This window comes from Cytobacillus oceanisediminis, assembly GCF_022811925.1.
Taxonomy (GTDB): domain Bacteria; phylum Bacillota; class Bacilli; order Bacillales; family Cytobacillaceae; genus Cytobacillus; species Cytobacillus oceanisediminis_D.
In genome coordinates, this window is sequence record NZ_CP065511.1 from 3873143 (window position 1) to 3896420 (window position 23278).

The window sequence follows — 23278 nt, forward strand, 5'->3', positions numbered from 1 at the left end:
ATCCCTCCTAAAACAGCTTTGTAATCCCCTGCAGGATTCCCGGCAGATTTACCTTTACGTTTGTTTCGCCTTCAAGATATGGCATGCTTGTTACCCATTTGCCGTTATCAAGGTTAAATTGCTTCTTCTTGTTTTCAATTTCTTCATCTGTCAGCCATTGCAGTGTATTGGATGGACATACACTCGCACACATAGGAGGAATTCCATCTTTAGTACGGTCAATACATAGGTCGCATTTGTACATTAAGTTCTGCTCTTGATCAAATTTCGGTATGCCATATGGGCAGGCTATTGTACAGTTCTGGCAGCCAATGCACTTTTCCACAAGTGCAGATAACACAGCGCCTGTCTCATGAATTTGAATGGCCTGGGCCGGACAGCTTCGGGCACATGCCGGATTTTCACAGTGAAGGCACATGAGAGGCATAGTCTGCCGGTTCACAAGAGGATTTACATCATACACATAGTTTCTGTTGCGCTCCTCATGCCCCCCGCATTGTGTACATGCTGCCAGACAAGAACGGCATCCTATACAGTTTTCAAGTTCTAAATACAGCCTCTTCTTCATTTATTGCACCTTCTTTAATTCGACTTTTTCCAGCTGTGCAGCACATGCCTTGAACTCAGGCATTCGGGATATAGGATCTAACGCTGCAATCGTTAATAGATTAATAGAATCTTCATGTCCAAAATGGTATGGAACAAAGACGGTATCCTTGCGGATGGCTTCCGTAATTTTGACTTTATAGATGGCCTCGCCTCTTCTTGTAAATAAACGGACCCTTTCTTCATGTTCCATATCATATTTTGATGCTGTTTCCGGGTGGATCTCCACAAATGGTTCAGGGCACATATCATGAAGGAATGGAATTCTTCTAGTCTGATTGCCTGATAGGTAGTGGTAAACCACCCGGCCAGTTGTTAAACGGAGCGGATATTTTTCACATGGTTCTTCAGCTGGCGGACGGTATGGCAGCGCGCATATTTTTGCTTTGCCATCCGGATGATAAAATTTCTTATCAAGGAACATATGTGGTGTCCCTTCATCATTTTCATTTTTGCATGGCCAGAAAACTCCATCCTGCTTGTCGATTTTATCCCATGTAGCTCCATAGTAATCAGCATAGCCGCCCTTGGTAGCCAGTCTGAACTCATCTGCAACATCTCTTGCTGTTTTTAGGTGAGAAAAGTATTTTCCTTTTCCTAAGCGCTCAGCCAGCTCCACTTGGATCTGCCAGTCCGGCTTCGATTCCCCAACAGGTTCCTGAGCCTTATTGATCTTTATAATGCGGCCTTCAATATTTGTTACTGTTCCTTCATCCTCTGACCATGTGACAGCCGGAAGAACAACATCTGCAAATTCTGCCGATTCAGATAGGTAGAAATCGGAGCATACCATGAAATCCAAGGTCTTAAATGCTTTTCTGACAAAATTTTGATTTGGTGCAGATACAGCAGGATTCGAACATAGAAGGTATAAACCGCGAATCGTTTTTTGCTCCATCAGCTCAATCATTTCATAAGCAGATACACCAGGCTGCGGCATTTCTTCAGGTGTGATTCCCCAAACACTGCATACTTCTTCAACATGTTTTGGGTTTGTAATTTTTCGGTAGCCTGGAAGCAAATCTGATTTTTGTCCATGCTCTCTTCCGCCCTGTCCATTGCCCTGTCCAGTGAATGTAGCTACTCCGGCTTTAGGACGGCCAATCTTTCCAGTAACAAGCGCCATATTGGTGTAGGCGGAAACATTATCAACACCCTTATGCTGCTGTTCAACACCTCGTGCAAACATGACAACTGCATTTGGAGCTTTTCCGTATATTTCGGCGGCGCGAATGATTTTTTCCGGTGCCACACCAGTCAGCATGCTTGTATATTCAGGTGTGAAATCCTTTACAAGTTCCTTTGTTTCTTCAAATCCGTTCGTGTGTTTATTAATGAACTCTTCATCTATATAGCCCATTTCAATCAATTGATTAACAATCCCGTTTGCAAGTGCAAGGTCTGTTCCGGGCTGCAGGTCGAGATGAAGGTCAGCTCTTCTGGCAATTGGAGTTTCACGGGGATCAACTACAATGATATAACCGCCTCTTTCCTGAACGTTCCAAATGCGGAACATAGAAGTTGGATGGCATTCAGCTGTATTGCTTCCAGCGATAAACAGGCAATCTGTTTCATGAATATCTGTCCAAGGCAATGTTGACCCTCTATCCACTCCGAAAGAACGGAGGAATCCGCCGGCAGCGCTTGACATACAGAAACGGCCGTTATAGTCAATATATCTTGTTGCAAGAGCAACACGGGCAAATTTACCTGTCAAATAACATTTTTCATTTGTCATTGAAACCCCGCTGAAGACGGAGAGTGAATCTTTTCCGTATTCTGTTTGAAGCTCTTTGAATTTTGTTGCAATTAAATCGTATGCTTCATCCCAGCTTGCTTCACGGAACCCTTCTGCCGTTCCTTTCAAAGAAGCATCATCCCGGATCAGCGGTTTCAGCAGGCGGTCTTTGTGGTTGGTCTGCTGGTAGGCGGTAACTCCTTTCGGACACATTTTCCCGACAGTAACCGGCCAGTCATAACGGGGCTCGACCCCGATGATTTTATTCGTCTGTGTATTAACCCTCAAGTTCATTCCGCATTGCATGCCGCAATAGCTGCAGTGTGTTTTGATCAATTTTTCATTCGGATGGTTTAGATTCTCAATTTCTTTAAAAAACTTATCCCTTTGCATTCTGGTTTGCCTCCTTGACCTTCACTTCATGAGTAGGGAATCCGGAAAATTGTGCAATCCGGTATTTTCTTCTGCAAGGAAGGCACATTTCTGCAAGATGATGTCCTTCCTTTGCCTTAAATTCAATATCGTTCACGCCGAGTACATCGACGACATCTTTTGATTGTTCTGATGAAACAAACTGATCTCCGCAAACCTTGCATTCCTTCATGCCTTGTTCGGCATAATGTTCTCTGTAGTTTCTTGCCAAAACACTCATTGGGCGGAAAGGAATATGTGCGAGCTTTCCAAATGGCAGGTAAATCAGTGTAATGATGACGGACCACTGATGGATCAGTGACATTGCCGGCTGTCCCGCACCGTGTAAAAAGATATTCATAAAGGTTAAAGCCAATCCTGTGATGCCGACTAGAAGCAGCATATAAAGAGGCATGAAATCATATAGGAATTTCTGCTCTGCTCTTGCCTGCATATTTTTCAGACGGCGGTACAGCGCCATGCAAACTCCAGTGATTACCATTACTGCTGTAATATTCAGCGCGTTATAAGAGAGATTGGCAATGATGCCATCCGCCGGGACAGTCATTACCTTCATGCCCATTGCAATAATGTTGTAATGGCCATTGTCATCCATCGTAAAATACATCCAGCCGAAAACGAGAGGGAATGTAACGAAGCAGGATAAGATACAGCCCCAGCCGATCAGCACGTGCTGAGTCCATCGGTAAATTCCCCTATTCCAGATAAAATTGTAAGTTGCAAGATGCTCAACAGATGTTTTTGGCGTTGACTTTCTAAATAGCAGCTTCAATCCTTTTTTCAGGATAAGCTTTGTTGGCGGCCTTTCGCCCCAGGCGATGAACCTGTAGAAAAACCCTCCAATAAACACAATCGTTCCGACCATATATCCGTACAGGTTTAAATCAACATGTGTAAACATTCTAGTTCCAATAAAAGAAAGAATAGCTAATGCTGTTACAGATAAAAACATCGACTTGGCAAAATGAGATGCAAACGCATTGTTTAATGTGTTTCCTGTTTTTTGATTGACTGCAGCTTTTGCCTGCATATTAACTCCTCCTCATTCACAAACAATTACCTTAACCTTATTGTAAAAGCGGGAGGAATTTTTCAATATCGGGGAACTTCCCCATTAGAGGGGGGAAATTCCCCTATCTTTAAAAAAGGATATTAATTGCTTTACAAATGAGCATGTTGTTGCAGGGGTCTGCCAACTAAAAAAAGACCTTTTCAAAGGTCTTTGCGAAAAAAATTGAAACTTTTTCCAAGTCCATGCGTATCTCTAATTAGGAGGCGGTACCATGAAGAAAAAAATATATTTATTTTGTTCATTACACTAGCTGCAGAAACTCTGATTACCCTGCTCGCTTCACGTGCCTTTTCAATCCGATTCATAGAAATTATGTTTTTCTCTGGTGTGGTTTTTACAGCTTTAACTGTATGGTTTTCGGGCAGCGGCGGTATGGTAACGAGGTTTATGGACAGCAATGCAAGTGCCTTGACTGGATTCTTAATCAAAAGGGAGGAGTTCAGCTTCAGACCTAATTATGCTGTTCTAGGTTCGGTTATCTTTTCACTTATTGGTCTTGTTTTCTTTATTTTACTGTTAACAAATATAATTCCTCCAATTTAGGCATTATGGTACAATCATCAAAAGGAGTTGGTCAAATGGCTAAATCAGCTGCGAAGAAGTTAAGGGAAAAAGCAGTACGTGAGGGAAAAAGAAACCCTGAATGCAATCGAAGCCCATTTGCGTATGCGGACATGCGCACAAGAAAAACAAAAACCAAAAAAGAACAATTATTTAGGAGCAAATATAAGAACCGTTATTCTGATGAAAACAGAGCACACGGTTCTTTTTTTTGTATTATCTTTTCGAAAGCAGCCAGTCCGATTAAAGACCAGCTGCATTTTTCCGATTATAATATTCCCATCCCTTCTATATGTCTCCGGGCTTCGTCATCACCCAGATCATAAATCATTTTATATATGCCTTCCATGGATGCATCATATTCATCATTTTTTGATTCTTTGTGGTACTCCAGGAAAGGGACATGTGCACGGGCAAATGTTTTAAGATCTGCCTCATAATTCTCATTAATGTATTCATTTAACTGAGCTAAATCTTCGTCTGTGGCAAAAATTTTAAACTGCCATTCGGCTGCTTCAACCGGTTCTGTGTATATCTGCGCATTTTCAATATCTATATAATATGTTTTTTTTGTTTGTTCCATTGTTTTCATCTCCTCTATCTTTTATACGGTATTTACCACAAATTGAGGAAGTTTAACCATTTAATATTCAATGACATTTTAAGACGCTTAATGGGCATGATATAGCTGTGCATTACTAGGAAGGTGGCACAAAAAATGAATCTTTTCAGGAGGTATACAATGGGTATTTTAAGCGGAAATCCAAAGGACGAGCCTTTGCATTATGGCGAGGTTTTTAGCACATGGTCTTACTTGCTGGCAGGAAAGGGAATGGCCTCTGCATACCAAACGATGCTTAGCCACTCTGGAGATGGAGACTTGAAGAAGATGCTTGAAGAAGCCATCCGCCTCTGTAAGCAGGAAGAGGAACAAATTGAGGGAATGTTAAAGGAAAACGGAATTGGCCTTCCTCCCTCACCACCTGACAGACCTGAAGCTTGTGTAAACGATATTCCTGCTGGTGCAAGATTTATGGATCCTGAAGTAGCTGCAAAATTAGCAGGAGACCTGGCATCAGGATTGGTTGGCTGCAGTACAATCATGGGCCAATGTATCCGTGAAGATATCGCAGTCATGTTTGGCCAATTTCATACTCAGAAAGCCGCTTTAGGTATTAAGGTTCTTCGAATGAATAAAGAAAAAGGCTGGCTTATTCCTCCGCCGCTTCATCTTCACAAATCAGATAATTGCTGATGTGTCCAGCTGTAAAAAGAGAGCAGAGTCCATTGTCTGCTCTCTTGCCTAAAAGTTATTTCTTAAAACTTGGGCTTAGTTCACTCCATACATCAAATAAGTTGCCGTCCGGATCAGAAAACACAAAATTCCGGCCAGGATGCCCGCGATTTTCGATAGCTCCTGCATTTACTTCCTTCTCAAGAAGTTCCCGATGCAAGTTTTCGAGCTCTGTTATTCCATCGACTTCAAAGGTTAAACAAAATCGCAATCTTCCGTCAGAATCCTTGAAATTAAGACTTTCTTCTTCAGGTGCTTCCAAAAGGAAAAAGCTTTGGCTTGCCATATTGATTATCGCCATTTTCCCCTTTTCATCCCTATAGCTTTCTGCTGCTCCAAGCTTCTCTGTGTACCAGTTTAAGGAATCCATTACATTTCTGACAGGTATGTATACCGTTCCTACTCTTAAGAGCTTTTGACTCATAAATGATCCTCCTTCAAACAAATTCTCTATATTTGTAAATTCTATCCAAACGTATTAATTCCTTTTAAAAATAAAAAAAACCTTAGTCCTGAATGTGACTAAGGCTCACATATCTTACTCAGTGTATTTGCTTTCACTGGAATCAGGGGAAACCATGCCACCGGCACCGCTGGAATTGATATCAGGTTCTGCTCCTTCAGGCTGAGATGGCAGCACTTTGTTTTTCTTTTGATTAGGAAGGCCGGAATGCTCCTTTAGATATAGATCATTTTCCATGATCGTTACCACCTTAAATCCTGTTCCTTCGAGCTGGTTCTTCAATTGATTAAATACTTTTGTCTGATTATTATTCATTTCCTGATCATCATACTGAAGCTCTACATTTATTGTTTTCATGTCAGGACCTCCTTTTTAACCTATTTTCCCGAATGAGCTTTCATTAAACTACGCAGAACTTTAAAGAAGCAGAAGTTTATTTCAGTAATAATAGGTTATTTAAGAAAACAACTAGGACAGAGTTCAATCATTATAATGCATGGATTATTTTTCCATTAATATCATTTTCTATTCATTCCTGAATATAAATAAATTGTATGCCGATCAGACGAAAGGAGCAGAGGCATGTGGTTTTGGATTCTGGTAATCTTCATTCCTATTATTATCCTCGCTATTTTGGAAGAAACGATTCAATTTGTGGTTCATCGTAAAGTCTTCGGGAAAAGTGACAAACCGGTTTTAATTAAAGAAAAACTGAATCACTTCAAAAATAAATTCAGGTATAAGAAAAGCCATTCCCAATAAGGAAAGGCTTTTTTGTCCAGCCGTTCTAGGCCGCTAAAACTCATACTTTAATTAGGATTCTTCTGTTTCGGAACCTTCTTCTGCCGACTGTTCCCGTTCTTGTCCGGACATCCGCTTCTTTTTCAGCTCAAAATAGGCATCTAATACTTTTCTGCCAATTTCATAATTGGCTGTATGTCCGCTTCTTCCCTGGTATGCCCATGGAACAATGACAGACATGGCAATTTCGGGATTATTATGCGGTGCATAGGCAACAAGGCTCAAGTTCATAACATCTATTAATTTATCTCCCTTTTTTTTGAGAGGGCCGTCATAAAATGCTTCCGCTGTACCTGTTTTTCCTGCTGGAGAATATGGGGCATCTGCGAACCTTCTATATGCAGTCCCTTCAGGATGCTGCATCACCTGTCTTAATCCTTCTTTAACAGTGTTAAGTTCTCTATCACTTACATCTATCGTATTTAAGACAGTTGGCTGAATATCCTTCCAGATCGGGCCAAGCCCCTCCTGCTCCGTGGCTGGCTCACGGATTTCTTTTACAAGGCGCGGCTGGATACGGTAGCCGCCATTTGCAATCGTTGATATATATTGCGCCATTTGCATCGGAGTATAGGTATCATACTGCCCGATTGCAAGGTCTAATAGAAATCCCGGCAAGCGAAGCGGTCCTTCATAGCCTATTGCCTCATTCGGCAAATCGATGCCAGTTCTGACTCCGAGGCCAAATTGGCCGAAAGACTCTCTCATATCTTCAAATGCATTAGGATTTTTAAATCCCAGAGGCTGATCATAAGCATATCGCGCATCCGCAATTTCAATTGCTGTTTTGAACATATATACGTTTGAGGATATGCGCAAAGCCCTTGTTTCGTTCATGATTGCCTGAAAGTTAAACCAGGATTTTTTCACCTGTGGTGTACCTGCAATTTTCATGGGTGCATCTAAAAAGGTCGTCCCGGGTGAAATTGCACCGGTTTTATAGCCTGTTAAAACAGTTGCCCCTTTTACAGAGGATCCCACATTATAAGAAGAGGCAATCGTACCCAGCGCATAATCCTGCAGAACCGTTTTGCCATTATCATCTTTGTCTATCATTTTACCTGCCAGCGTCAGGACTTCACCAGTATACGGATTCATTAGGACGACAAACGCACGATCCATTAAGTAAGTTCCCCTGGTCCTTTTTGCAGCCCAAATTTCCTCTTCCAATATTTTTTCCACAGCCTTCTGCAGATCCATATCAATCGTCAGAACAAGATCCTTGCCTCTTTGGCCTTGAGAAACCAGTTCACTTCCGAGAATTTCTCCTTTTTTTGTAATAAGCTTTTCCTTTGATTTTTGGCCATGCAGAACATCCTCATATTGCATTTCGAGATAGCTCTTTCCAACACGTTCATTTCTGCTGTAGTCCCTGGCCAGAAAATAATCCAGCCTTTCCTGCGGCAGCCCTTCATTTGTATCTGTAACCTTCCCCAGGACTGTCTGGAGCGTACTGTCAAAAGCATAAGTTCTATCCCAGTCAGTGGTTGTATTGACACCTGGAAGATATTGAAGATTCTCGCTTACCGCAGCATATTCTTTACTTGATACAGCTTCATTTTTGACTATTTGCGGCGTCATTGCATAGCCGCTCGTAAATTCCCGGAAGATTGCCCGCACTTCCAGATCCTGCTTGCTCAGCTGTTTCAGATCTTCTTCTGTAATTCTTTCAAGCTGCATTTCATAAATTTGCTTATCATCCAGTTTTTTCTCTTTAAACAGCTTCCATTCCTTATCAGTTATTTTATCCCGGACAGCATCAGGATTTTTTAGAATCCAATGATCCTTCTTATCGCGTTCTGTCACTTTATCCGTCTTTTTATCAATCAAAACGGCCAGCCGTTCTGCCACCTGAAGCATTTCTTTCTGTTTGGCATTCCGATTGGTATATGTAATCGCACTCTTTGGGATATTATCCACGATAACCTGATGGTTCCTGTCAAGCATCCTTCCCCTTGGAACCGGGTTAGATACGATGACATCTTCCGTCCGGTCCACTTCTTTTTTGTATGTCTCACCATTTACAATCTGGACGACGCCGAGTCTTAAAATTAGTACTGAAAACAAAACAAAAACAGCAAAAAACAATAAATTGACCCTAAAAGGCACATGGCTTTTCTTTTTCTTCTTTTTCCCCATGTATGAATCTCCCCCCTTATGAACACTATGTCTGTATTATAGAGACTCTTCCAAATCTTCCCCTGTTAAATAATTCCACGATTTTTGTCAAATCCCTGCCAGTCCAAAAACATATTTTGAAATATAAAGGAATTTAAGGAGGTTAAGCGGAAATGTTAATCTGATTATTTTTTTAGGAGGGATTTAATATGGAAAGAGCGCAAAAATATCTGAACTATTTTTTATCGCATAGAAAGGTGACCAATGAGCTGATCAAGAAGATTGATGAAACAAACTATGATTACAAACCAACTGAAACAAGCATGGCAGCCGGCAAGCTGGTTACTCATATGCTTACTTCTTTTTATATGTTTGCCAAAACAGTAAAAGAAGGCAGCCCGGCAGTGTTTGGCGAGAAATTCGATGAAGTTGCACCAAACCTTTCTGAAGCCGCTGAAAATTATACAGAAAAAACCATTGAGATCATTTCATCATTAACAAATGATGAAATGGATAGGACCATTGATTTGACGCGGATATTTGGTATGGAACTTACAGGCAGCCAGCTGCTGCAGCTTGCAATGGATCATGAAATTAATCATAAAGGGAATTTGTTTGTTTATGTACGGGAAATGGGCCATACGGAGCTTCCGATGTTTGTGAGCAGATGATGAAAAAACGGACGCGTCACCGCGTCCGTTTTATAAACTATTAAGAGGAGAAATTAATTCTGCCAGCTCATTTTTTGGTGAATTCACTTTACTTGATACCGGGTACTTATCCATTTTTTCAGCCGGATAAGGTTCAAGTAATGACTTCAGATATTCAGTGTCATTAAAACGGGGATTAAGCCAATCCTCAAAATCGCTTTCCTTTAATATCACCGGCATTCGGTCATGAACATACTCGGTTACTTCATTTGGCCCCGTTGTAATGATTGTACAGCTCGTTAAAGAATTTTCTCCTTTATGCCATGTATCCCAAATGCCTGCAAAGGCAAACGGTTTTTCATCTTTCATAATGAACCTGTATGGCTGTTTACCTTCTTCGGTTTTCTTCCATTCATAAAAGCCATCTGAAAGGATTAAGCACCTTCTGCTTTTAAAGGGAGCTTTGAAGCTTGGTTTCGAATCAATGCCTTCCGCTCTTGCGTTTATCATTTTGTAAGCTGTTTTTTCGTCTTTAGCCCAGAAGGGGACCAGCCCCCACTTCATCTGCCTGCCGATCCGCTGTTTGCCATTTCCAATGACGGTTAAGATATTTTGGCTTGGCGCGATATTATATCTGGGAATAACCTCTCCCCCTGCATATTCAAATTCAAACAGCAGCTGAAGTTTATTGATGGTTTCTGTTAATGTAAACCGGCCGCACAATATAATCACCTCTTTTAAATCAATTCAGCAATATAATGTTCATCTATTCCCGGATATAGCGCATATTAAAAATGTCAGCTATTTTACAGGGAGGAATGAAATATGACAAAACAAGGTAGACACAATGCAAATCAAACGAGAGCCCAAATTGAAAAACAGGATAAGCGAAACGATGTTGAACTGGGAAGCGAGTTTCAGACAGGAAATGATAAATCTCAAAGCCAGAAAAAAAGCGGAAAGCAAATTAATAAGAAGTCATAATGACAAATCCCCCAATTCAGGGGGATTTTCATGTCCTGATTGTATACAGCTGCCCCTCCACCGCAAAAGAAATGCGGCCTGTTTCCTCTGAAACTACAATGGCAACAGCATCTGATTTTTCAGTAAGTCCAATTGCCGCTCTATGCCTTGTCCCAAGTTTTTTTCCCTCAATAGTTTTATTGGCAAGAGGCAGGATGTTGCCTGCAGAAATAATGGTATCATCTTTTATTAATATACCGCCGTCATGCAATGGGTTTCCCGGATAAAAAATGGTTTCAAGCAAAGCGCTGCTTACTTTTGCTCCAATTGGCGTCCCATTATGAAGGTAATCGCCTAAAGGCAGTCTTCTCTCCACAACAATAAGCCCTCCATGCCTTTTTTCCGATAAATGCTGGGCGGCCAATGACAAACTTGAATATTCCTTTGTATACGGCGATAAATATGACTGAAGATAATAAGTCGAAGCAATTGTGTGAGCCTCTGTTACCGCCTTCTGCAAGTTTTCAAAATCGGATAAAATACAGCAGCTGAAGTCCTCTAGCGTTTTGGAAATAGAATGAATCTGATTGTCGATATTGTCAATATACCGATTTAAATCTTTTCGGTATTGATCTTCGCCATAAATCACCGGACTTCCTCCAATCTTAATTCATATTAGTACCTTTTCCAGTTAAAAATTATTTATCCATTTTACGGAATAGGTTTAGAACCTCTCAAAAGGGACTAAATATAAGTATTAAGCAACGAGGTGAGGGACATGTTCGATATTTTAGCAAAACAATTTGAGAAACCGGAAGGATTACTAGGGAAGCTTGCCGGGAAAATCATGTATTTCGAAAACCGCAAGATTAACAAATGGACAATAAAACAGTTAAAGATTAATCGCAGGGACTCTATTTTAGAAGTAGGCTTTGGCCCTGGATACAGCATTAGGCATATAATGGATCACTGCCGCCATGCAGAAACGGATGGAGTTGATGTATCCGTAGATATGAAGGCTTCAGCAGCCAAACTGAATGATGACTATATTCGGCAGGGGAAGGTCAGATTGTTCGTAAAAGATATTCACGATTACTTCCCTGATAAAAAGTATAATAAGATATTTTCAGTCAACAATTATCCATTATGGACAAAACCAAGAGAATCACTACAGCATCTCTATGGGATGCTTGAGGAAGACGGAATAATTGCCATCACAGTTCAGCCAAGAGAAGAAGGAGCAGATGACACCATTGCCAAAAATCTCGGACAGGTAATCAAAGCAGATATGGAAGCGGCTGGATTCCATTCTATTTCCATTTCGTATAAAGATGCCCGCCCCGTATTAACCGTTTGTGTAACTGGAATAAAATAATGGAAAAGAGCGGGAGATTGTTGCTCCTGCTCTTTTTCAATTTATCACCAGCCACGGCTGGCTCCTCCTCCTCCGGATGAACCGCCTCCCCCACCCCGGGGACCGCCGCCTCCTCCGCCTCCCCCTCTTGAGAGAATGGAAAGGATGGCGTATGAAAAGGCTCCGCCAAAAAATTTAATGTCTAGAAACAACAATCCAACAACAATTATAATTATCAGCCAGGACGGGATGCCAATGCCTCTTTCCTGTGTTCCGGCATCAGCATACTCTCCACCTAAATTCACTTCTTCTCCGGCAGCTTCCTGTACAAGCACCTTATAGGTTTCAATTACCGCTCTATTGGGCTGGCCATCCTGAAGATATGGAAGGGTAACTTCATCCAGAATCCTGCCTGCTTTTCCATCGGGAATCTGGCCTTCAAGCCCATAACCAACCTCAATCCGCACCTTCCGATCCTGCATGGCCACAACCAATAGGACACCATTATTCTCAGCAGCACTGCCTATGCCATAAGACCGAAAAGCTTCATTTGCATATTCTTCAATCGGCCTGTCCCCAGTAGTTCCAACAGTTAAAACTGCAACCTGTGCAGATGTCTTTTCTTCCAATTGCCTCCCCAGGTTATTCAATTCAGATTTTTCCTGGTCATTCAGGACCTCCGCAAAATCCTGGACATAAATATCTCCGGCAGGCTGCGGTATGGATTCATCTGCATGGACTGGGAATGCCCCCATTAGTAAATTTACTAAAAGAAGGGTCAAAGAGACCCTGCGAATGATCATTCTCCTTTGCCTCCAAAGTCAACTTCAGGTGCTTCATTTGCCAGCGGATCCGCCCTAAAATACTCTTTTTCATCAAAGCCTGTTATCCCTGCTACGATTGCACCCGGAAACCTTTTTACTTTCTTGTTATAAACAGCAACCTGGTCATTATAATCCTTTCGGGCAACCGAAATCCGATTTTCCGTACCCGCTAGCTCGTCCATTAATTGAGTAAACTGCTTATCCGCTTTTAAATTAGGATAGTTCTCCACCACTACAAGCAGACGGCTCAATGCGCTTGACAGCTCGGCGTTTGCGGCTGCTTCCTCTTCAGGAGACCTTGCTCCCGCCAATCTCGCACGTGCATCTGATATTGCCTGAATTGTCTCCTTCTCGTGTGCAGCATATCCCTTTACTGTATTTACCAGATTAGGAATCAAATCCAGCCTTCTCTGCAGCTGGTTCTCGATTTGAGAATAAGCCTGGTCCACATTTTCCTCAGCGCTTACAAACCCGTTATAACTGGACATCAGCATCATACCTGCTATGACAACTACCGCAATAACGGCAATTAAAACACCCATACCTTTTTTCATTTGCGCCACTCCTGTTTCTAAGTTGTTTTGTCACTTGCATGGTATTTTTCCTTTTTTGGGCGAAAGTTAAACCAGGAGATTGGCTTGCTGATTGTTTTTTGGAGAACTGGTTAAATTTGTGAGGGTCGGCTCTTTCCACGAGGGTGTATGTCTTAATGCGCGGGCTGGCTTCTGATTTACGCGGGGATTTTACTTTTGAGCGCGGGTGGGCTCCTTCTGCGCGGGTAGTACGTTTTTATGCGCGGGTGACTTCTGATTTTCGCGGGAATGTTACTTTTGCGCGCGGAATCTTGTCAGTTTCTATCATTATTGCTTCATGCCTGATGTAAATTGCGTCGCCAGGATAGGTTATTGCGCTGATGTTATAGTTTTTGCTCTATCACAACATTTTTGCTTCTTGCTTCCCCATAAATGATCCATCCAGCAGGTATTTCGCGCCGCCGTATCTCAATTTCGCGCTGTCACCTTTCATAATTGCGCCAATCAAATTTCCTTTCCCCTACAGGACCAAAAAACCGGAACCCATCCGGGCTCCGGTCCAAGTATGATTATTTAATAAAGTTGTTCGCAATCAGTTCACTGAATTCAGGTTTATCTTTCAGGAATTTTAAAGTGTAGGATGAATCTGCAAATTCCTGGATTGTGTCTGCATCAACATCGTAAGTGAACCCAATTCTTTCCCATGCGCGGTCTACGACTTCTTTTTCCAGTTCCTGGCCAGTTACTTCTTTAATGTCTTTGATTGTAATTGCTTTTGCTTCTTCAGGATTTTCTTCGATAAATTTAACTGCATCTTTATGTGCATCAACGATTTTCTGTACTTTTTCCGGGCTGTTCTTCACAGCATCGCCAGTTGCAACCAATACTGATGCCGGAAGTGTTTCACCGAAGGAAACTTCATCCCAGCCAATTACGACTTCAGCGTTTGTTTCCTGTTCAATGACAGCTGCCCATGGTTCGGGAGCAACTGCAATATCAACTTTACCTGTTTTCAGCATACTTGCATATTGTGCAGGGTTGCCTGTTAAATGCTTCATGGTACCGCCGATGCGAGCTGAAGTGATGCCGGCTTCTTCAAGATATGTTTCATACTGGACATCATGTGTGCAGCCCACGCCAGGTGTAATGAACGTTTTTCCCTCGAAGTCTTCAAGTGAGTTAATTTCTACACCTTCTCTGGCAAGGACAACTGTTCCGCCAGTTGAGGCACCGGCGATAATTTTAACATCAGCCCCAGTTGAGAAGTTGTTCATTGCTGGTCCAGGTCCTACAAGACCTGCATCAATGTCGCCTGTTTTCAGGGCAGTCATGAATGAACCGCCTTCAGCAAATGTCTTGTATTCTACTTTAGTTCCATCTCCAAGCTGTTCTTCAAAATAGCCTTGATCTTTCGCAACCATTGCTGGCACATGATTGATATTCGGGAAATAACCGATGACAATCTTGTCTTCTTCACCGCTGCTCTTCTCAGATGATCCGCAGCCGGCAAGCAGCCCGGTTAAAGTAAATAATACAGCAACCCATAAAATAGCCTTTTTCATTAATACCCCTCCAAAATTAAGACTCAAGTCCCCATTTTTTTATGACTGATTTTTCAATGCGCTGGAAGATGAATTGGTCAACAATCATTCCAATAGCTCCAATAATAATCATGACACCTATCACAATGTCCATTCTTCCAAAGTCTGAAGCATATCGAAGTGTGTAGCCCAATCCTGGTCCTGTGCTTAAAAGCTCACCGGCCATCAGTGCGCGCCAGGCAAATGCCCAGGCAAGACGTGAACCAGTGACAACGTATGGAATTGATGCTGGAAAGATGACTCTTGTGAATAAGTCAATTCCATTCGCACCCATTGTCTGAGCTGCCTTGATATATAATGGTGAAACATTTTTAATCCCTGTTCGCATGTTCAGAGCCATAACAAATGTACCGCCAAGTATGGTTACAAAAATAACAGCCTTTTCATTTAAGCCAAACCACATAATCGCGATCGGCAGCCAGACGATGCTGGGAACACTTTGCAAGGCGAGGATGACTGCACCCAGTGTTTCATCAGCTGTTTTGGATTTTCCCAAAAGAATTCCAATCAGAGTCCCAATAATAAGGCTGATAGTTAAACCGACTGCGAGCCGCTTAAAACTGGCGATTAAATCATAGATGAGAGTTTTATCCTGAAACCCTTCAACAAGAGCACTGAATACACTGGACAGGGAAGGGAAAATCAGAGGATGCCAAAGCTCTAGCCGTGATCCAATTTCCCAAAATGCAATGATGGCTGCAAAAAATATGATCCTTTTAATGGCTGTTTGCATATTGGAGTTCCTCACTTACAACTTTATCAATTTCCTTCTTCAGGTATTTCATAATGTGGTCTTCAATCTCAAGCATTTCTTTTTTGTGTTCCTCACGGGGTCTGGGTATGTCAACCGTTATATCCTGTAAAATGATTCCCGGCTTTGTTCCCATAACTATGATTCGATCTGAGAGTTTAATAGATTCTGAGATGCTATGAGTAACAAAAAGAATGGTTTTCTTTGTCTCAGTCCAGATGTTTTCCAGCTGTCCGTGCAGACGCGAACGGGTCTGTTCATCAAGAGCTCCGAATGGTTCATCCATTAATAGTGTTTCCGGGTTCATCGCAAGCGCTCTCGCAATCGCGACCCTCTGCTGCATTCCTCCAGAAAGTTCATGAGGATAATGGGATATATATTTTCCCAGCTGAACCATTTGCAGATATTTAAGTGCTGTTTCCTCTGCATCCTTCTTCTTCATTTCTTTTTTCAGTGGAAACGTGACATTTTCCATGACTGTCAGCCAAGGGAATAAGGCTGCCTGCTGGAAAACCATTCCCCTGTCTTTTCCGGGTTTTATTATGGTTTTTCCATCAATTTGAATTTGGCCTGAAGTTGTTTTAGTCAGCCCTGCGACGATTGAAAGAAGTGTTGACTTTCCGCATCCTGAAGGGCCTAAAATTGAAACAAACTGGCCTTTTTCAATGGATAAATTAATATCTTTCAGGACGTCAACAGGACGATTTTCTTTATCGCTATATTGTTTATTCACATCGTTTATCTCAATGAACATTCAAAATCACCTATTCCCATAAATCTCATTAATTTACTCGGATTACTTGTAATTATAAAGTATTCACTTTGCATGTCAACCTTTACAATAAATATTTTTAAAAATGGGCTTAATCAAATAAAAAGCCTCCTCCATCAAGGAGAAAGCTTTTGTTTCACAATTTAATTTCTTCTATTTTAGATGAAGCGATCAGCTCTTCAACTTTTGCTAACTCACCGCTTTGAAACAGTTCTATGATCTTGCTTCCAACGATTACCCCGTCACAATGCTGATTCATTTCTTTTACATGATCTGGTTCAGAAATTCCAAATCCCGCCAATACTGGTATCGGACTTACATCTTTAACATTCTTCAAATGCTTTCCGAGCTCCTCTTTAAATTCTTTTCTTGCACCTGTGATGCCATTAACCGTTACAGCGTATAAAAAGCCTTTCCCCTTGCTCGCAATAGCCTGGATCCGCTCTAGTGGACTGGTTAAGGTCACAAGCCGGATGATTTCGATTCCAGCTCTCTCTGCGATTGGTGCAATTATCTCCTCTTCTTCTGCAGGAAGATCAGGCAATATCAAGCCGTCTACCCCAGACCTGGAGGCATCAGAAATAAAGTTGCCAATGCCATAGGCCATGATCGGATTCATGTATGTCATAAAGATAAGCGGGATGTGAACAATAGGCCGGATTTCCGCAATTTTAGCTAAGACGCCTCTAAGTGTTGTTCCGGCTTCTAATGCTCGAATGCCAGCTTGCTGGATTACTGGCCCATCGGCAACCGGATCCGAAAACGGAATCCCAATTTCAATGGCAGTTGCTCCCGCTTTTTCGAGGAAAGTGATTTTCTCGGCCAGTGTCTCTAAGCCTCCATCCCCGGCCATTATATATGGCACAAATGCTTTTTCGTTGTTTTGCTGTAGGCTCTGAAAAACTTTTTCAACCCGGTTCATTGTCCTTTCCCTCCTAATTTTGCTCTTACAGTTTCTACATCTTTATCTCCTCTGCCGGATAAACAGATGACAAGACCTTCGTCTTTTTTCATTTGCGGTGCAAGCTTTAATGCATAGGCAACGGCATGGGAGCTTTCCAGCGCAGGGATAATGCCTTCCAGTTTGCATAAAAGCTTTAACGCATCTAGCGCCTCATCGTCTGTGATGGATTCATACTCGGCTCTTCCGCTGTCTTTCAAATAGCTGTGTTCCGGGCCAACTCCGGGATAATCAAGCCCAGCTGAGATGGAATGGGCCTCCTGAATTTGTCCGTGTTCGTCCTGAAGCAAGTACATTAATGCCCCATGAAGAACTCCAGGAGTTCCTTTTGTTAAAGATGCGGCATGTTTCTCAGTATCTGTTCCCAATCCAGCCGCCTCCACCCCAATCATGCGGACAGTTTCATCTTTTATGAAAGGATAGAACATTCCCATTGAATTGCTTCCTCCGCCAATACAGGCTACAACTGCATCAGGGAGCTTACCTTCTTTTTCAAGGTATTGCTCCTTGGTCTCATTTCCGATAACACTTTGAAAATCCCGTACAATCATAGGAAAAGGATGAGGTCCCATGACAGAGCCAAGGATGTAATGTGTATCCTCGACATTTGTCACCCAGTAGCGGAGTGCTTCGTTGACTGCATCTTTTAATGTGGCACTTCCCGATTTTACCCCGACAACCTTCGCTCCAAGCAGTTCCATTCTGAATACGTTCAGCTGCTGTCTCCTAATGTCCTCTTCACCCATAAAAATAATGCATTCAAGATTTAAAAGCGCACATGCAGTTGCTGTTGCGACTCCATGCTGCCCTGCACCCGTCTCAGCTACTATTTTTCTTTTTCCCATTCGCAGCGCCAATAGAGCCTGGCCCAGTGAGTTGTTTATTTTATGGGCACCTGTATGATTCAAATCTTCTCTTTTAAGATAGACCTTCGCACCGCCGGCGTATTTTGTGAGGTTCTCCGCAAAATAAAGAGGAGTTTCACGTCCGACATAGTCTTTCAGCAAAGCCTGCAGCTCTTTCTGAAAACCTTCATCAGCTTGCGCTTTCTTATACTCCTCTTCCAATTCAAGAATGGCCTGCATAAGTGTCTCCGGCACATACCTTCCTCCAAATTCCCCAAAATGACCTCGTTCATCAGGCAATGTGTAAGCTGCGTTCATTTTACTTCCTCCCTCTCCACAAGTTTAGCGTTATCTATGAATCTTTTTATTTTCTCCAGATCTTTCTTCCCTTCAGTCTCAACCCCGCTGCTTACATCAACCATATAAGGATTGGCTGCTTTAATTCCTTCCCCCACATTTTCAGGATTGAGCCCTCCAGCGAGGATCATTTTTTTGTTCTGCTTTGGGTTTTTGTTTAGAATCGACCAATCAAACGATACCCCGTTGCCCCCCCGATACTTTCCTTTCGGACTATCAAGAAGAACGTATTCACATGAATATTCATCCAGTTGGGATAGATCATCTGGTGAACTAATGCTCAGAGCTTTTATAACTGGAAAAGAAAATGAGCTGCAAAATTCCGGCGTTTCATCTCCATGAAGCTGAATGACATTGATCCCTGAAACACTTGCTATTTCCTCAATAGTCTCTTTCGTTTCATTTACAAACACTCCGACTTTTAAAACTTCTCCGGAAAGCTCTCTGATTATCTCCCCTGCTGCCACAGGATTAATTTTTCTTTTGCTTTCAGCAAAAACAAATCCCAGGGCATCCGCACCGCTTTCAATGGCAGAAAGTGCCGTGCTGATATCTCTAATTCCGCAAATCTTCACCTTCATTGATTGACAGCCCCCTGCAAAGGAAGCTTCATGGCCTTCAAAAGCCCTTCCAGGTTATCTGCTTTCATAAATGCTTCTCCGACAAGAATGGCGTTTGCTCCTGCTGCAATTACACGCCGTACATCCTCTTCTGACTTAATCCCGCTTTCACTGATCAGGAATCTTCCTGCCTTCTTTATTAGCGGTGCAAGTTTTTCTGTTACACCAAGGTCTACTTCGAAAGTTTTTAAATTCCGGTTGTTGACTCCGATCAGCTGTGCACCGGTTTTCAGAGCTATTTCCAGCTCTTCTTCATTATGAACCTCCATTAATACTTCAAGGCCTTCACCTTCAGCAAAATCGAAAAGCTCTTGAAGCCGTTCAGCTTCCAAGGCAGCAGCAATGAGCAAAATAAGGTTCGCCCCTGATGCTTTTGCCTTTAAAACTTGCACTTCGTCTATAATGAAATCTTTGCAAAGGATAGGCAGGCCGACAGTCTCTCTGACAGCTGACAGATCAGCAAAGCTGCCTTTAAAAAACCTATTGTCTGTTAAAACGGAAATGGCATCCGCACCATACTTTTTATAAAATAATGCCTGATCTTTCGGATTTTGTCCGGTATTTATATCACCTTTTGAAGGTGAAGCTCTTTTGAATTCAGCAATCACAGCCAGTTCACTGCCTGATGCAAGCTTATTAATAAATGAGCGTTTAATCACGGGGTCCCCAGCTTGAAAGGATTCTGTTTCTTGCTGCAGTACGATGACTTCATTTCTTTTTTCAGCCAGTATTTTATCTAGAATCGTTCCCACTTATATCACCTCTTTATGGACACTTTTACTTGCTTCAATTAACCTATGCAGTTTTGCTAATGCAGCACCTGAATCAATGCTTTCTCTGGCTAAATTTATCCCGCCTTGAATTGTTTCGGCCATGCCTCCTGTAAAGATGCCAATCCCGGCGTTAAGAAGGACCGTGTCCCTTCTCGCTCCCCTCTCCCCATTTAGGACACTCAGGAGTATTTCAGCATTTTCCCTGGAATCTCCGCCTCTGATCGCATCATTGCTGCTGACGGATAGTCCAACTTCCTCTGGGTGAAGAACCTTTTTCGTCACCTTGCCGTTATTAAGAATTGCCAGGTGATTTTCCCCCTGTAAGGATGCTTCATCCATAAACCCTGCACCATTTAAAACAACTGCCCGTTTTCTTCCCAAAGTTTTTAACACCTCTGCAAACATTTCAATATAATCTCTCCGATAGATCCCCAGAAGCTGAGTATCAAGTTCAACCGGATTGGTTAATGGTCCTATTAGATTGAAGGTTGTGGGTATTCTCAGGTCCTTGCGCACTTTCATGATTCTTTTAATATTCGGATGAACGTGAGGGGCGAAAAGAAAGGCAATCCCGATTTCTTCCAGAATCTCCTCCGTGCGCTCAGGCGGTTGATTTAAATTTATCCCCAAATGCTCCAATACATCGGCACTGCCTGTTTTGCTGGATACACTTCTATTGCCATGCTTGGCAACAGGAATTCCGGCTCCTGCAATCACAAAGGCCGAGGTGGAACTGATATTAAAGCTGCTTGAACCATCCCCTCCTGTACCGCAATTATCCAAAACATTAGGAATTTTCTTGCTAAATGAAAGGGATTTATCCCTCATCGCTTTTACGATGCCTGCAATTTCTTCAACTGTTTCCCCTTTTGTTTTAAGGCTCACCATAAATGCCGCAATCTCACTGTCTGTCACATCATTGGCAAATAAATAGTCCATCGCTTCCTTCATTTCTGCCTCTGTTAATGACTGCCGATCAGATAACCTCTGCAGTATAGTTTTCATCGTTTTTTTCCCTCCCGATCGTTTGTAAAAAGTTTTCCAAAATCTTTTTTCCAAGGCCTGTTCCTACAGACTCCGGATGGAATTGCAAACCGTATAAAGGATAGTCTTCATGCTTGATTGCCATTATTTCATTATCATCCATTGATCTGGCCAAAACCTTAAAGCTGCCAGGCAAAGTTCCCGACTGAATAATTAAGGAATGATAACGCATGATATGGATTGGCTGCGGCATGTATTGAAACAGCTGCGATCCGTTATGCTTAAGATTAGACACCTTGCCATGCATAATTTTCTTTGCTTTTTCAATTTTTGCACCAAACGCATAGCCAATTGCCTGATGGCCAAGGCAAATGCCCAGGATAGGGAGCTTCCTGTAAAACTCCTGAATAACATCAACAATGATCCCTGCTTGTTCCGGCCGCCCCGGTCCGGGTGAAAGAACAATGGCTTCAGGATTTAATTTTTCAATTTCTTCGATTGTTATCTGATCATTCCTTACAACTTTAATTTCTTGTCCCAGTTCACCTAAATACTGATAAAGGTTAAATGTGAATGAATCATAATTATCAATCAGCAGAATCATTTTTTGTCCTCCAAAAATGCTTTTAATTTATGAAGTGTTTCTTCGTACTCTTTTTCGGGAATGGAATCGTGCACGATGCCTGCCCCAGCTTGTATATAGGCGAATCCATCTTTTATCACCATTGTTCTGATTGCCAGGGCGAAATCCATATTGCCATTTCCGGAAAAATAGCCGACTGCCCCTGAGTAAATTCCTCTTTTCACTGCTTCAAGTTCATTGATGATTTCCATTGCTCTGATTTTGGGTGCACCTGAAACCGTTCCGGCAGGCAGACACGCTATTAAGGCATCAATCGCTGTGTGTGGATTTTTCAGCCTGCCTCCAACTTCGGATACAAGGTGCATGACATGCTTATATCTCTCAATTACCATGTTTTTTTCTATCGTTACCGAGCCAAATTCGCAGACACGGCCGAGATCATTTCTGCCTAGATCGAGCAGCATCCTGTGTTCGGCAAGCTCCTTTTCATCTTCTATCAGGTCCCTTTCAAGCAGTAAGTCTTCGTCTTCTGTCTTGCCTCTTGGCCTTGTTCCTGCTATAGGGTTAGTAATTACTTTGTTTCCAGTTGCTTTTATAAGACTTTCAGGGGATGCCCCCGCAACCGCATATTCTTCAAAATCAAGATAGTACATGTAGGGGGAAGGATTTTGCACTCTTAACTTCCGGTAAAATGCAAAAGGATCTCCAGTCAATTCTGCTTTTAACCGCTGAGAAAGCACCACCTGAAAAATGTCTCCCTCTTCAATATAGGACTTGGCTCGGTTTACTTTTTCAACGAAGTCTTCTTTAGATATGGAAGCTTTGAAAGCCGACAGCGATGCTTCTTCCGATTCAGATGCCACTGCCCCCTTTTGTATTTCGGCCTTTCTTTTCTGTAATCTCTCACGAAGCTGAGATTCATCGGTTGCTGCCAGTATAGGCATGGCTACCAGATATACCTTTTGCTCCAGATGATCGAAAACGGCCACTTCCTCAAAAAACATAAGGTGGACATCTGGTACATTCAGCTCATCATGAGGAATCATTCCGATATCTTCGTATTGCCTGATGACATCATAGCCTGCATATCCAACAGCTCCTCCACAAAATGGGAACTGTTCAAAGGGGTGCGGCTTTTCCTTCGGCATCAGCCTTCTTAATACATCAAGCGGCTTCTCATCAAAAACTTCTATTTTTCCGTCTGCAGTAACAGCCGTCCGAGATCCTTCCCCTTTTAGTTCCATCACTGGGTCGGCACCAATAAAGGAATACCTTCCCGATTTTTCATGCTTAAGCGAGCTTTCAAGCAGAAATTTTTTTCTTCCGCTCATTTTCTGATAGATCAAAATAGGTGTTAATGTATCCCCTTCAAGCTCTTCGATGATATACGGACCTTCCAATATCGTTTTCAATATATTTCTCCTCCAGTTCTTTCGGATTCAGAAAAGCGCAAGCGCCTTGATCACCCCCGACACCTCGAGGGGGTAGGCGCTGGAGCTAGACAGTTACCTAACTTCAGAATTTATATACTTAACTATAAATAAAAAAGTCCCCTATACACACAGACAGAATCTGCGGGTATAGAGGACGTGTCTTGTGAACGTGGTGCCACCTCTTTTTAG

27 protein-coding genes and 1 other annotated feature (1 of these 28 only partly in view) are annotated in these 23278 nt (G+C 42.3%); of the genes, 6 read left to right on the forward strand and 21 right to left on the reverse strand.

Annotation, left to right across the window (positions count from 1 at the left end; genetic code table 11):
- Positions 1–7 precede the first annotated feature (7 nt).
- The 3 genes from IRB79_RS19340 to IRB79_RS19350 are packed head-to-tail and all read right to left on the reverse strand — an operon-like array spanning position 8 to position 3806.
- Positions 8–568, reverse strand: coding sequence for a 4Fe-4S dicluster domain-containing protein (locus tag IRB79_RS19340; protein WP_009333499.1), 561 nt, complete (start codon positions 566–568; stop codon positions 8–10).
- Positions 569–2737 (reverse strand): molybdopterin oxidoreductase family protein, encoded by a 2169-nt coding sequence (locus tag IRB79_RS19345; protein WP_243504165.1) that lies wholly within the window; start codon positions 2735–2737, stop codon positions 569–571.
- On the reverse strand, positions 2724–3806 hold the full coding sequence (locus IRB79_RS19350; RefSeq protein WP_243504167.1) for a hypothetical protein: 1083 nt from the start codon (positions 3804–3806) through the stop codon (positions 2724–2726). The genes IRB79_RS19345 and IRB79_RS19350 overlap by 14 nt, the downstream gene beginning before the upstream one ends.
- Before the next feature lie 276 nt (positions 3807–4082).
- Here IRB79_RS19350 and IRB79_RS19355 point away from each other — a divergent pair, with 276 nt between their 5' ends.
- On the forward strand, positions 4083–4391 hold the full coding sequence (locus IRB79_RS19355; protein WP_243504169.1) for a hypothetical protein: 309 nt from the start codon (positions 4083–4085) through the stop codon (positions 4389–4391).
- Between the two features lie 286 nt (positions 4392–4677).
- Here the strand turns inward: IRB79_RS19355 and IRB79_RS19360 are convergent, their stop codons facing one another.
- Positions 4678–4992, reverse strand: a complete 315-nt coding sequence (locus IRB79_RS19360) for a hydrolase (protein WP_243504171.1) — start codon at positions 4990–4992, stop codon at positions 4678–4680.
- A gap of 159 nt (positions 4993–5151) precedes the next feature.
- Between IRB79_RS19360 and IRB79_RS19365 the strand changes: the two genes are divergently transcribed.
- On the forward strand, positions 5152–5664 hold the full coding sequence (locus tag IRB79_RS19365; protein WP_243504172.1) for a DUF3231 family protein: 513 nt from the start codon (positions 5152–5154) through the stop codon (positions 5662–5664).
- A 55-nt stretch (positions 5665–5719) separates the two neighbouring features.
- On the opposite strand, the gene IRB79_RS19370 is transcribed toward IRB79_RS19365, so the two are convergent.
- Both IRB79_RS19370 and IRB79_RS19375 read right to left on the reverse strand, forming a co-directional pair.
- Positions 5720–6127: a VOC family protein gene (locus tag IRB79_RS19370; RefSeq protein WP_243504176.1), complete on the reverse strand. Its 408-nt coding sequence runs from the start codon at positions 6125–6127 to the stop codon at positions 5720–5722.
- 114 nt (positions 6128–6241) lie between these two features.
- Positions 6242–6523 (reverse strand): hypothetical protein, encoded by a 282-nt coding sequence (locus IRB79_RS19375; RefSeq protein WP_243504179.1) that lies wholly within the window; start codon positions 6521–6523, stop codon positions 6242–6244.
- 225 nt (positions 6524–6748) lie between these two features.
- On the opposite strand from IRB79_RS19375, the gene IRB79_RS19380 reads away from it, so the two are divergent.
- Positions 6749–6928, forward strand: a complete 180-nt coding sequence (locus tag IRB79_RS19380; RefSeq protein ID WP_243504181.1) for a hypothetical protein — start codon at positions 6749–6751, stop codon at positions 6926–6928.
- A gap of 51 nt (positions 6929–6979) precedes the next feature.
- Here IRB79_RS19380 and IRB79_RS19385 read toward each other — a convergent pair whose 3' ends face one another.
- A complete protein-coding gene (locus IRB79_RS19385) occupies positions 6980–9106 on the reverse strand; it encodes a peptidoglycan D,D-transpeptidase FtsI family protein (RefSeq protein ID WP_243504183.1) in 2127 nt (708 codons plus the stop codon).
- 188 nt (positions 9107–9294) lie between these two features.
- Between IRB79_RS19385 and IRB79_RS19390 the strand changes: the two genes are divergently transcribed.
- On the forward strand, positions 9295–9756 hold the full coding sequence (locus tag IRB79_RS19390; protein ID WP_243504185.1) for a DinB family protein: 462 nt from the start codon (positions 9295–9297) through the stop codon (positions 9754–9756).
- Positions 9757–9786: 30 nt separating this feature from the next.
- Here the strand turns inward: IRB79_RS19390 and IRB79_RS19395 are convergent, their stop codons facing one another.
- Entirely contained in the window at positions 9787–10458 is a 672-nt protein-coding gene (locus tag IRB79_RS19395) for an SOS response-associated peptidase (RefSeq protein WP_243504186.1), read from the reverse strand.
- 102 nt (positions 10459–10560) lie between these two features.
- Here IRB79_RS19395 and IRB79_RS19400 point away from each other — a divergent pair, with 102 nt between their 5' ends.
- Positions 10561–10719, forward strand: a complete 159-nt coding sequence (locus IRB79_RS19400; protein ID WP_243504188.1) for a hypothetical protein — start codon at positions 10561–10563, stop codon at positions 10717–10719.
- Positions 10720–10747: 28 nt separating this feature from the next.
- On the opposite strand, the gene cdaS is transcribed toward IRB79_RS19400, so the two are convergent.
- Positions 10748–11347, reverse strand: coding sequence for a sporulation-specific diadenylate cyclase CdaS (gene cdaS, locus IRB79_RS19405; protein ID WP_243504190.1), 600 nt, complete (start codon positions 11345–11347; stop codon positions 10748–10750).
- 129 nt (positions 11348–11476) lie between these two features.
- Between cdaS and IRB79_RS19410 the strand changes: the two genes are divergently transcribed.
- Positions 11477–12073, forward strand: coding sequence for a methyltransferase domain-containing protein (locus tag IRB79_RS19410; protein WP_243504192.1), 597 nt, complete (start codon positions 11477–11479; stop codon positions 12071–12073).
- A 44-nt stretch (positions 12074–12117) separates the two neighbouring features.
- Here IRB79_RS19410 and IRB79_RS19415 read toward each other — a convergent pair whose 3' ends face one another.
- From IRB79_RS19415 to trpE, 12 genes are all read right to left on the reverse strand, one after another.
- Positions 12118–12855 (reverse strand): TPM domain-containing protein, encoded by a 738-nt coding sequence (locus IRB79_RS19415; protein WP_243504194.1) that lies wholly within the window; start codon positions 12853–12855, stop codon positions 12118–12120.
- The gene (locus IRB79_RS19420; RefSeq protein ID WP_243504196.1) at positions 12852–13430 is read right to left on the reverse strand and encodes a LemA family protein; all 579 of its coding nucleotides are present in this window, start codon (positions 13428–13430) and stop codon (positions 12852–12854) included. The genes IRB79_RS19415 and IRB79_RS19420 overlap by 4 nt, the downstream gene beginning before the upstream one ends.
- 548 nt (positions 13431–13978) lie before the next feature.
- Complete coding sequence (locus IRB79_RS19425) at positions 13979–14971, reverse strand: aliphatic sulfonate ABC transporter substrate-binding protein (protein ID WP_243504198.1); 993 nt, start codon at positions 14969–14971, stop codon at positions 13979–13981.
- Between the two features lie 16 nt (positions 14972–14987).
- Positions 14988–15743, reverse strand: a complete 756-nt coding sequence (locus IRB79_RS19430; RefSeq protein WP_221880110.1) for an ABC transporter permease — start codon at positions 15741–15743, stop codon at positions 14988–14990.
- Complete coding sequence (locus tag IRB79_RS19435) at positions 15727–16515, reverse strand: ABC transporter ATP-binding protein (RefSeq protein ID WP_243504199.1); 789 nt, start codon at positions 16513–16515, stop codon at positions 15727–15729. Before IRB79_RS19435 ends, IRB79_RS19430 begins: the two co-directional genes overlap by 17 nt.
- 154 nt (positions 16516–16669) lie before the next feature.
- Positions 16670–17455, reverse strand: a complete 786-nt coding sequence (gene trpA, locus IRB79_RS19440; RefSeq protein ID WP_243504201.1) for a tryptophan synthase subunit alpha — start codon at positions 17453–17455, stop codon at positions 16670–16672.
- Entirely contained in the window at positions 17452–18657 is a 1206-nt protein-coding gene (gene trpB / locus IRB79_RS19445) for a tryptophan synthase subunit beta (RefSeq protein WP_221880107.1), read from the reverse strand. Before trpB ends, trpA begins: the two co-directional genes overlap by 4 nt.
- Positions 18654–19277 carry a phosphoribosylanthranilate isomerase gene (locus tag IRB79_RS19450; RefSeq protein ID WP_243504202.1) on the reverse strand — a complete coding sequence of 208 codons (624 nt, stop codon included), beginning with the start codon at positions 19275–19277 and terminating at the stop codon, positions 18654–18656. The genes trpB and IRB79_RS19450 overlap by 4 nt, the downstream gene beginning before the upstream one ends.
- Positions 19274–20068 (reverse strand): indole-3-glycerol phosphate synthase TrpC, encoded by a 795-nt coding sequence (gene trpC / locus IRB79_RS19455; protein WP_243504204.1) that lies wholly within the window; start codon positions 20066–20068, stop codon positions 19274–19276. Before trpC ends, IRB79_RS19450 begins: the two co-directional genes overlap by 4 nt.
- The gene (gene trpD / locus IRB79_RS19460) at positions 20069–21094 is read right to left on the reverse strand and encodes an anthranilate phosphoribosyltransferase (protein WP_243504205.1); all 1026 of its coding nucleotides are present in this window, start codon (positions 21092–21094) and stop codon (positions 20069–20071) included.
- Positions 21066–21677 (reverse strand): anthranilate synthase component II, encoded by a 612-nt coding sequence (locus IRB79_RS19465; protein ID WP_243504207.1) that lies wholly within the window; start codon positions 21675–21677, stop codon positions 21066–21068. Before IRB79_RS19465 ends, trpD begins: the two co-directional genes overlap by 29 nt.
- Complete coding sequence (gene trpE, locus IRB79_RS19470) at positions 21674–23068, reverse strand: anthranilate synthase component I (RefSeq protein WP_243504209.1); 1395 nt, start codon at positions 23066–23068, stop codon at positions 21674–21676. Before trpE ends, IRB79_RS19465 begins: the two co-directional genes overlap by 4 nt.
- A gap of 168 nt (positions 23069–23236) precedes the next feature.
- Positions 23237–23278 (reverse strand) — a binding site (T-box leader) (it continues 201 nt past the right edge of the window).

Coding starts and splice junctions, on each gene's coding strand:
- IRB79_RS19340 (WP_009333499.1), bottom strand. CDS start 568: ATGAAGAAGAGGCTGTATTTAGAACTTGAAAACTGTATAGGATGCCGT.
- IRB79_RS19345 (WP_243504165.1), bottom strand. CDS start 2,737: ATGCAAAGGGATAAGTTTTTTAAAGAAATTGAGAATCTAAACCATCCG.
- IRB79_RS19350 (WP_243504167.1), bottom strand. CDS start 3,806: ATGCAGGCAAAAGCTGCAGTCAATCAAAAAACAGGAAACACATTAAAC.
- IRB79_RS19360 (WP_243504171.1), bottom strand. CDS start 4,992: ATGGAACAAACAAAAAAAACATATTATATAGATATTGAAAATGCGCAG.
- IRB79_RS19365 (WP_243504172.1), top strand. CDS start 5,152: ATGGGTATTTTAAGCGGAAATCCAAAGGACGAGCCTTTGCATTATGGC.
- IRB79_RS19370 (WP_243504176.1), bottom strand. CDS start 6,127: ATGAGTCAAAAGCTCTTAAGAGTAGGAACGGTATACATACCTGTCAGA.
- IRB79_RS19375 (WP_243504179.1), bottom strand. CDS start 6,523: ATGAAAACAATAAATGTAGAGCTTCAGTATGATGATCAGGAAATGAAT.
- IRB79_RS19380 (WP_243504181.1), top strand. CDS start 6,749: ATGTGGTTTTGGATTCTGGTAATCTTCATTCCTATTATTATCCTCGCT.
- IRB79_RS19385 (WP_243504183.1), bottom strand. CDS start 9,106: ATGGGGAAAAAGAAGAAAAAGAAAAGCCATGTGCCTTTTAGGGTCAAT.
- IRB79_RS19390 (WP_243504185.1), top strand. CDS start 9,295: ATGGAAAGAGCGCAAAAATATCTGAACTATTTTTTATCGCATAGAAAG.
- IRB79_RS19400 (WP_243504188.1), top strand. CDS start 10,561: ATGACAAAACAAGGTAGACACAATGCAAATCAAACGAGAGCCCAAATT.
- IRB79_RS19410 (WP_243504192.1), top strand. CDS start 11,477: ATGTTCGATATTTTAGCAAAACAATTTGAGAAACCGGAAGGATTACTA.
- IRB79_RS19415 (WP_243504194.1), bottom strand. CDS start 12,855: ATGATCATTCGCAGGGTCTCTTTGACCCTTCTTTTAGTAAATTTACTA.
- IRB79_RS19420 (WP_243504196.1), bottom strand. CDS start 13,430: ATGAAAAAAGGTATGGGTGTTTTAATTGCCGTTATTGCGGTAGTTGTC.
- IRB79_RS19425 (WP_243504198.1), bottom strand. CDS start 14,971: ATGAAAAAGGCTATTTTATGGGTTGCTGTATTATTTACTTTAACCGGG.
- IRB79_RS19430 (WP_221880110.1), bottom strand. CDS start 15,743: ATGCAAACAGCCATTAAAAGGATCATATTTTTTGCAGCCATCATTGCA.
- IRB79_RS19435 (WP_243504199.1), bottom strand. CDS start 16,515: ATGTTCATTGAGATAAACGATGTGAATAAACAATATAGCGATAAAGAA.
- trpA (WP_243504201.1), bottom strand. CDS start 17,455: ATGAACCGGGTTGAAAAAGTTTTTCAGAGCCTACAGCAAAACAACGAA.
- trpB (WP_221880107.1), bottom strand. CDS start 18,657: ATGAACGCAGCTTACACATTGCCTGATGAACGAGGTCATTTTGGGGAA.
- IRB79_RS19450 (WP_243504202.1), bottom strand. CDS start 19,277: ATGAAGGTGAAGATTTGCGGAATTAGAGATATCAGCACGGCACTTTCT.
- trpD (WP_243504205.1), bottom strand. CDS start 21,094: ATGAAAACTATACTGCAGAGGTTATCTGATCGGCAGTCATTAACAGAG.
- IRB79_RS19465 (WP_243504207.1), bottom strand. CDS start 21,677: ATGATTCTGCTGATTGATAATTATGATTCATTCACATTTAACCTTTAT.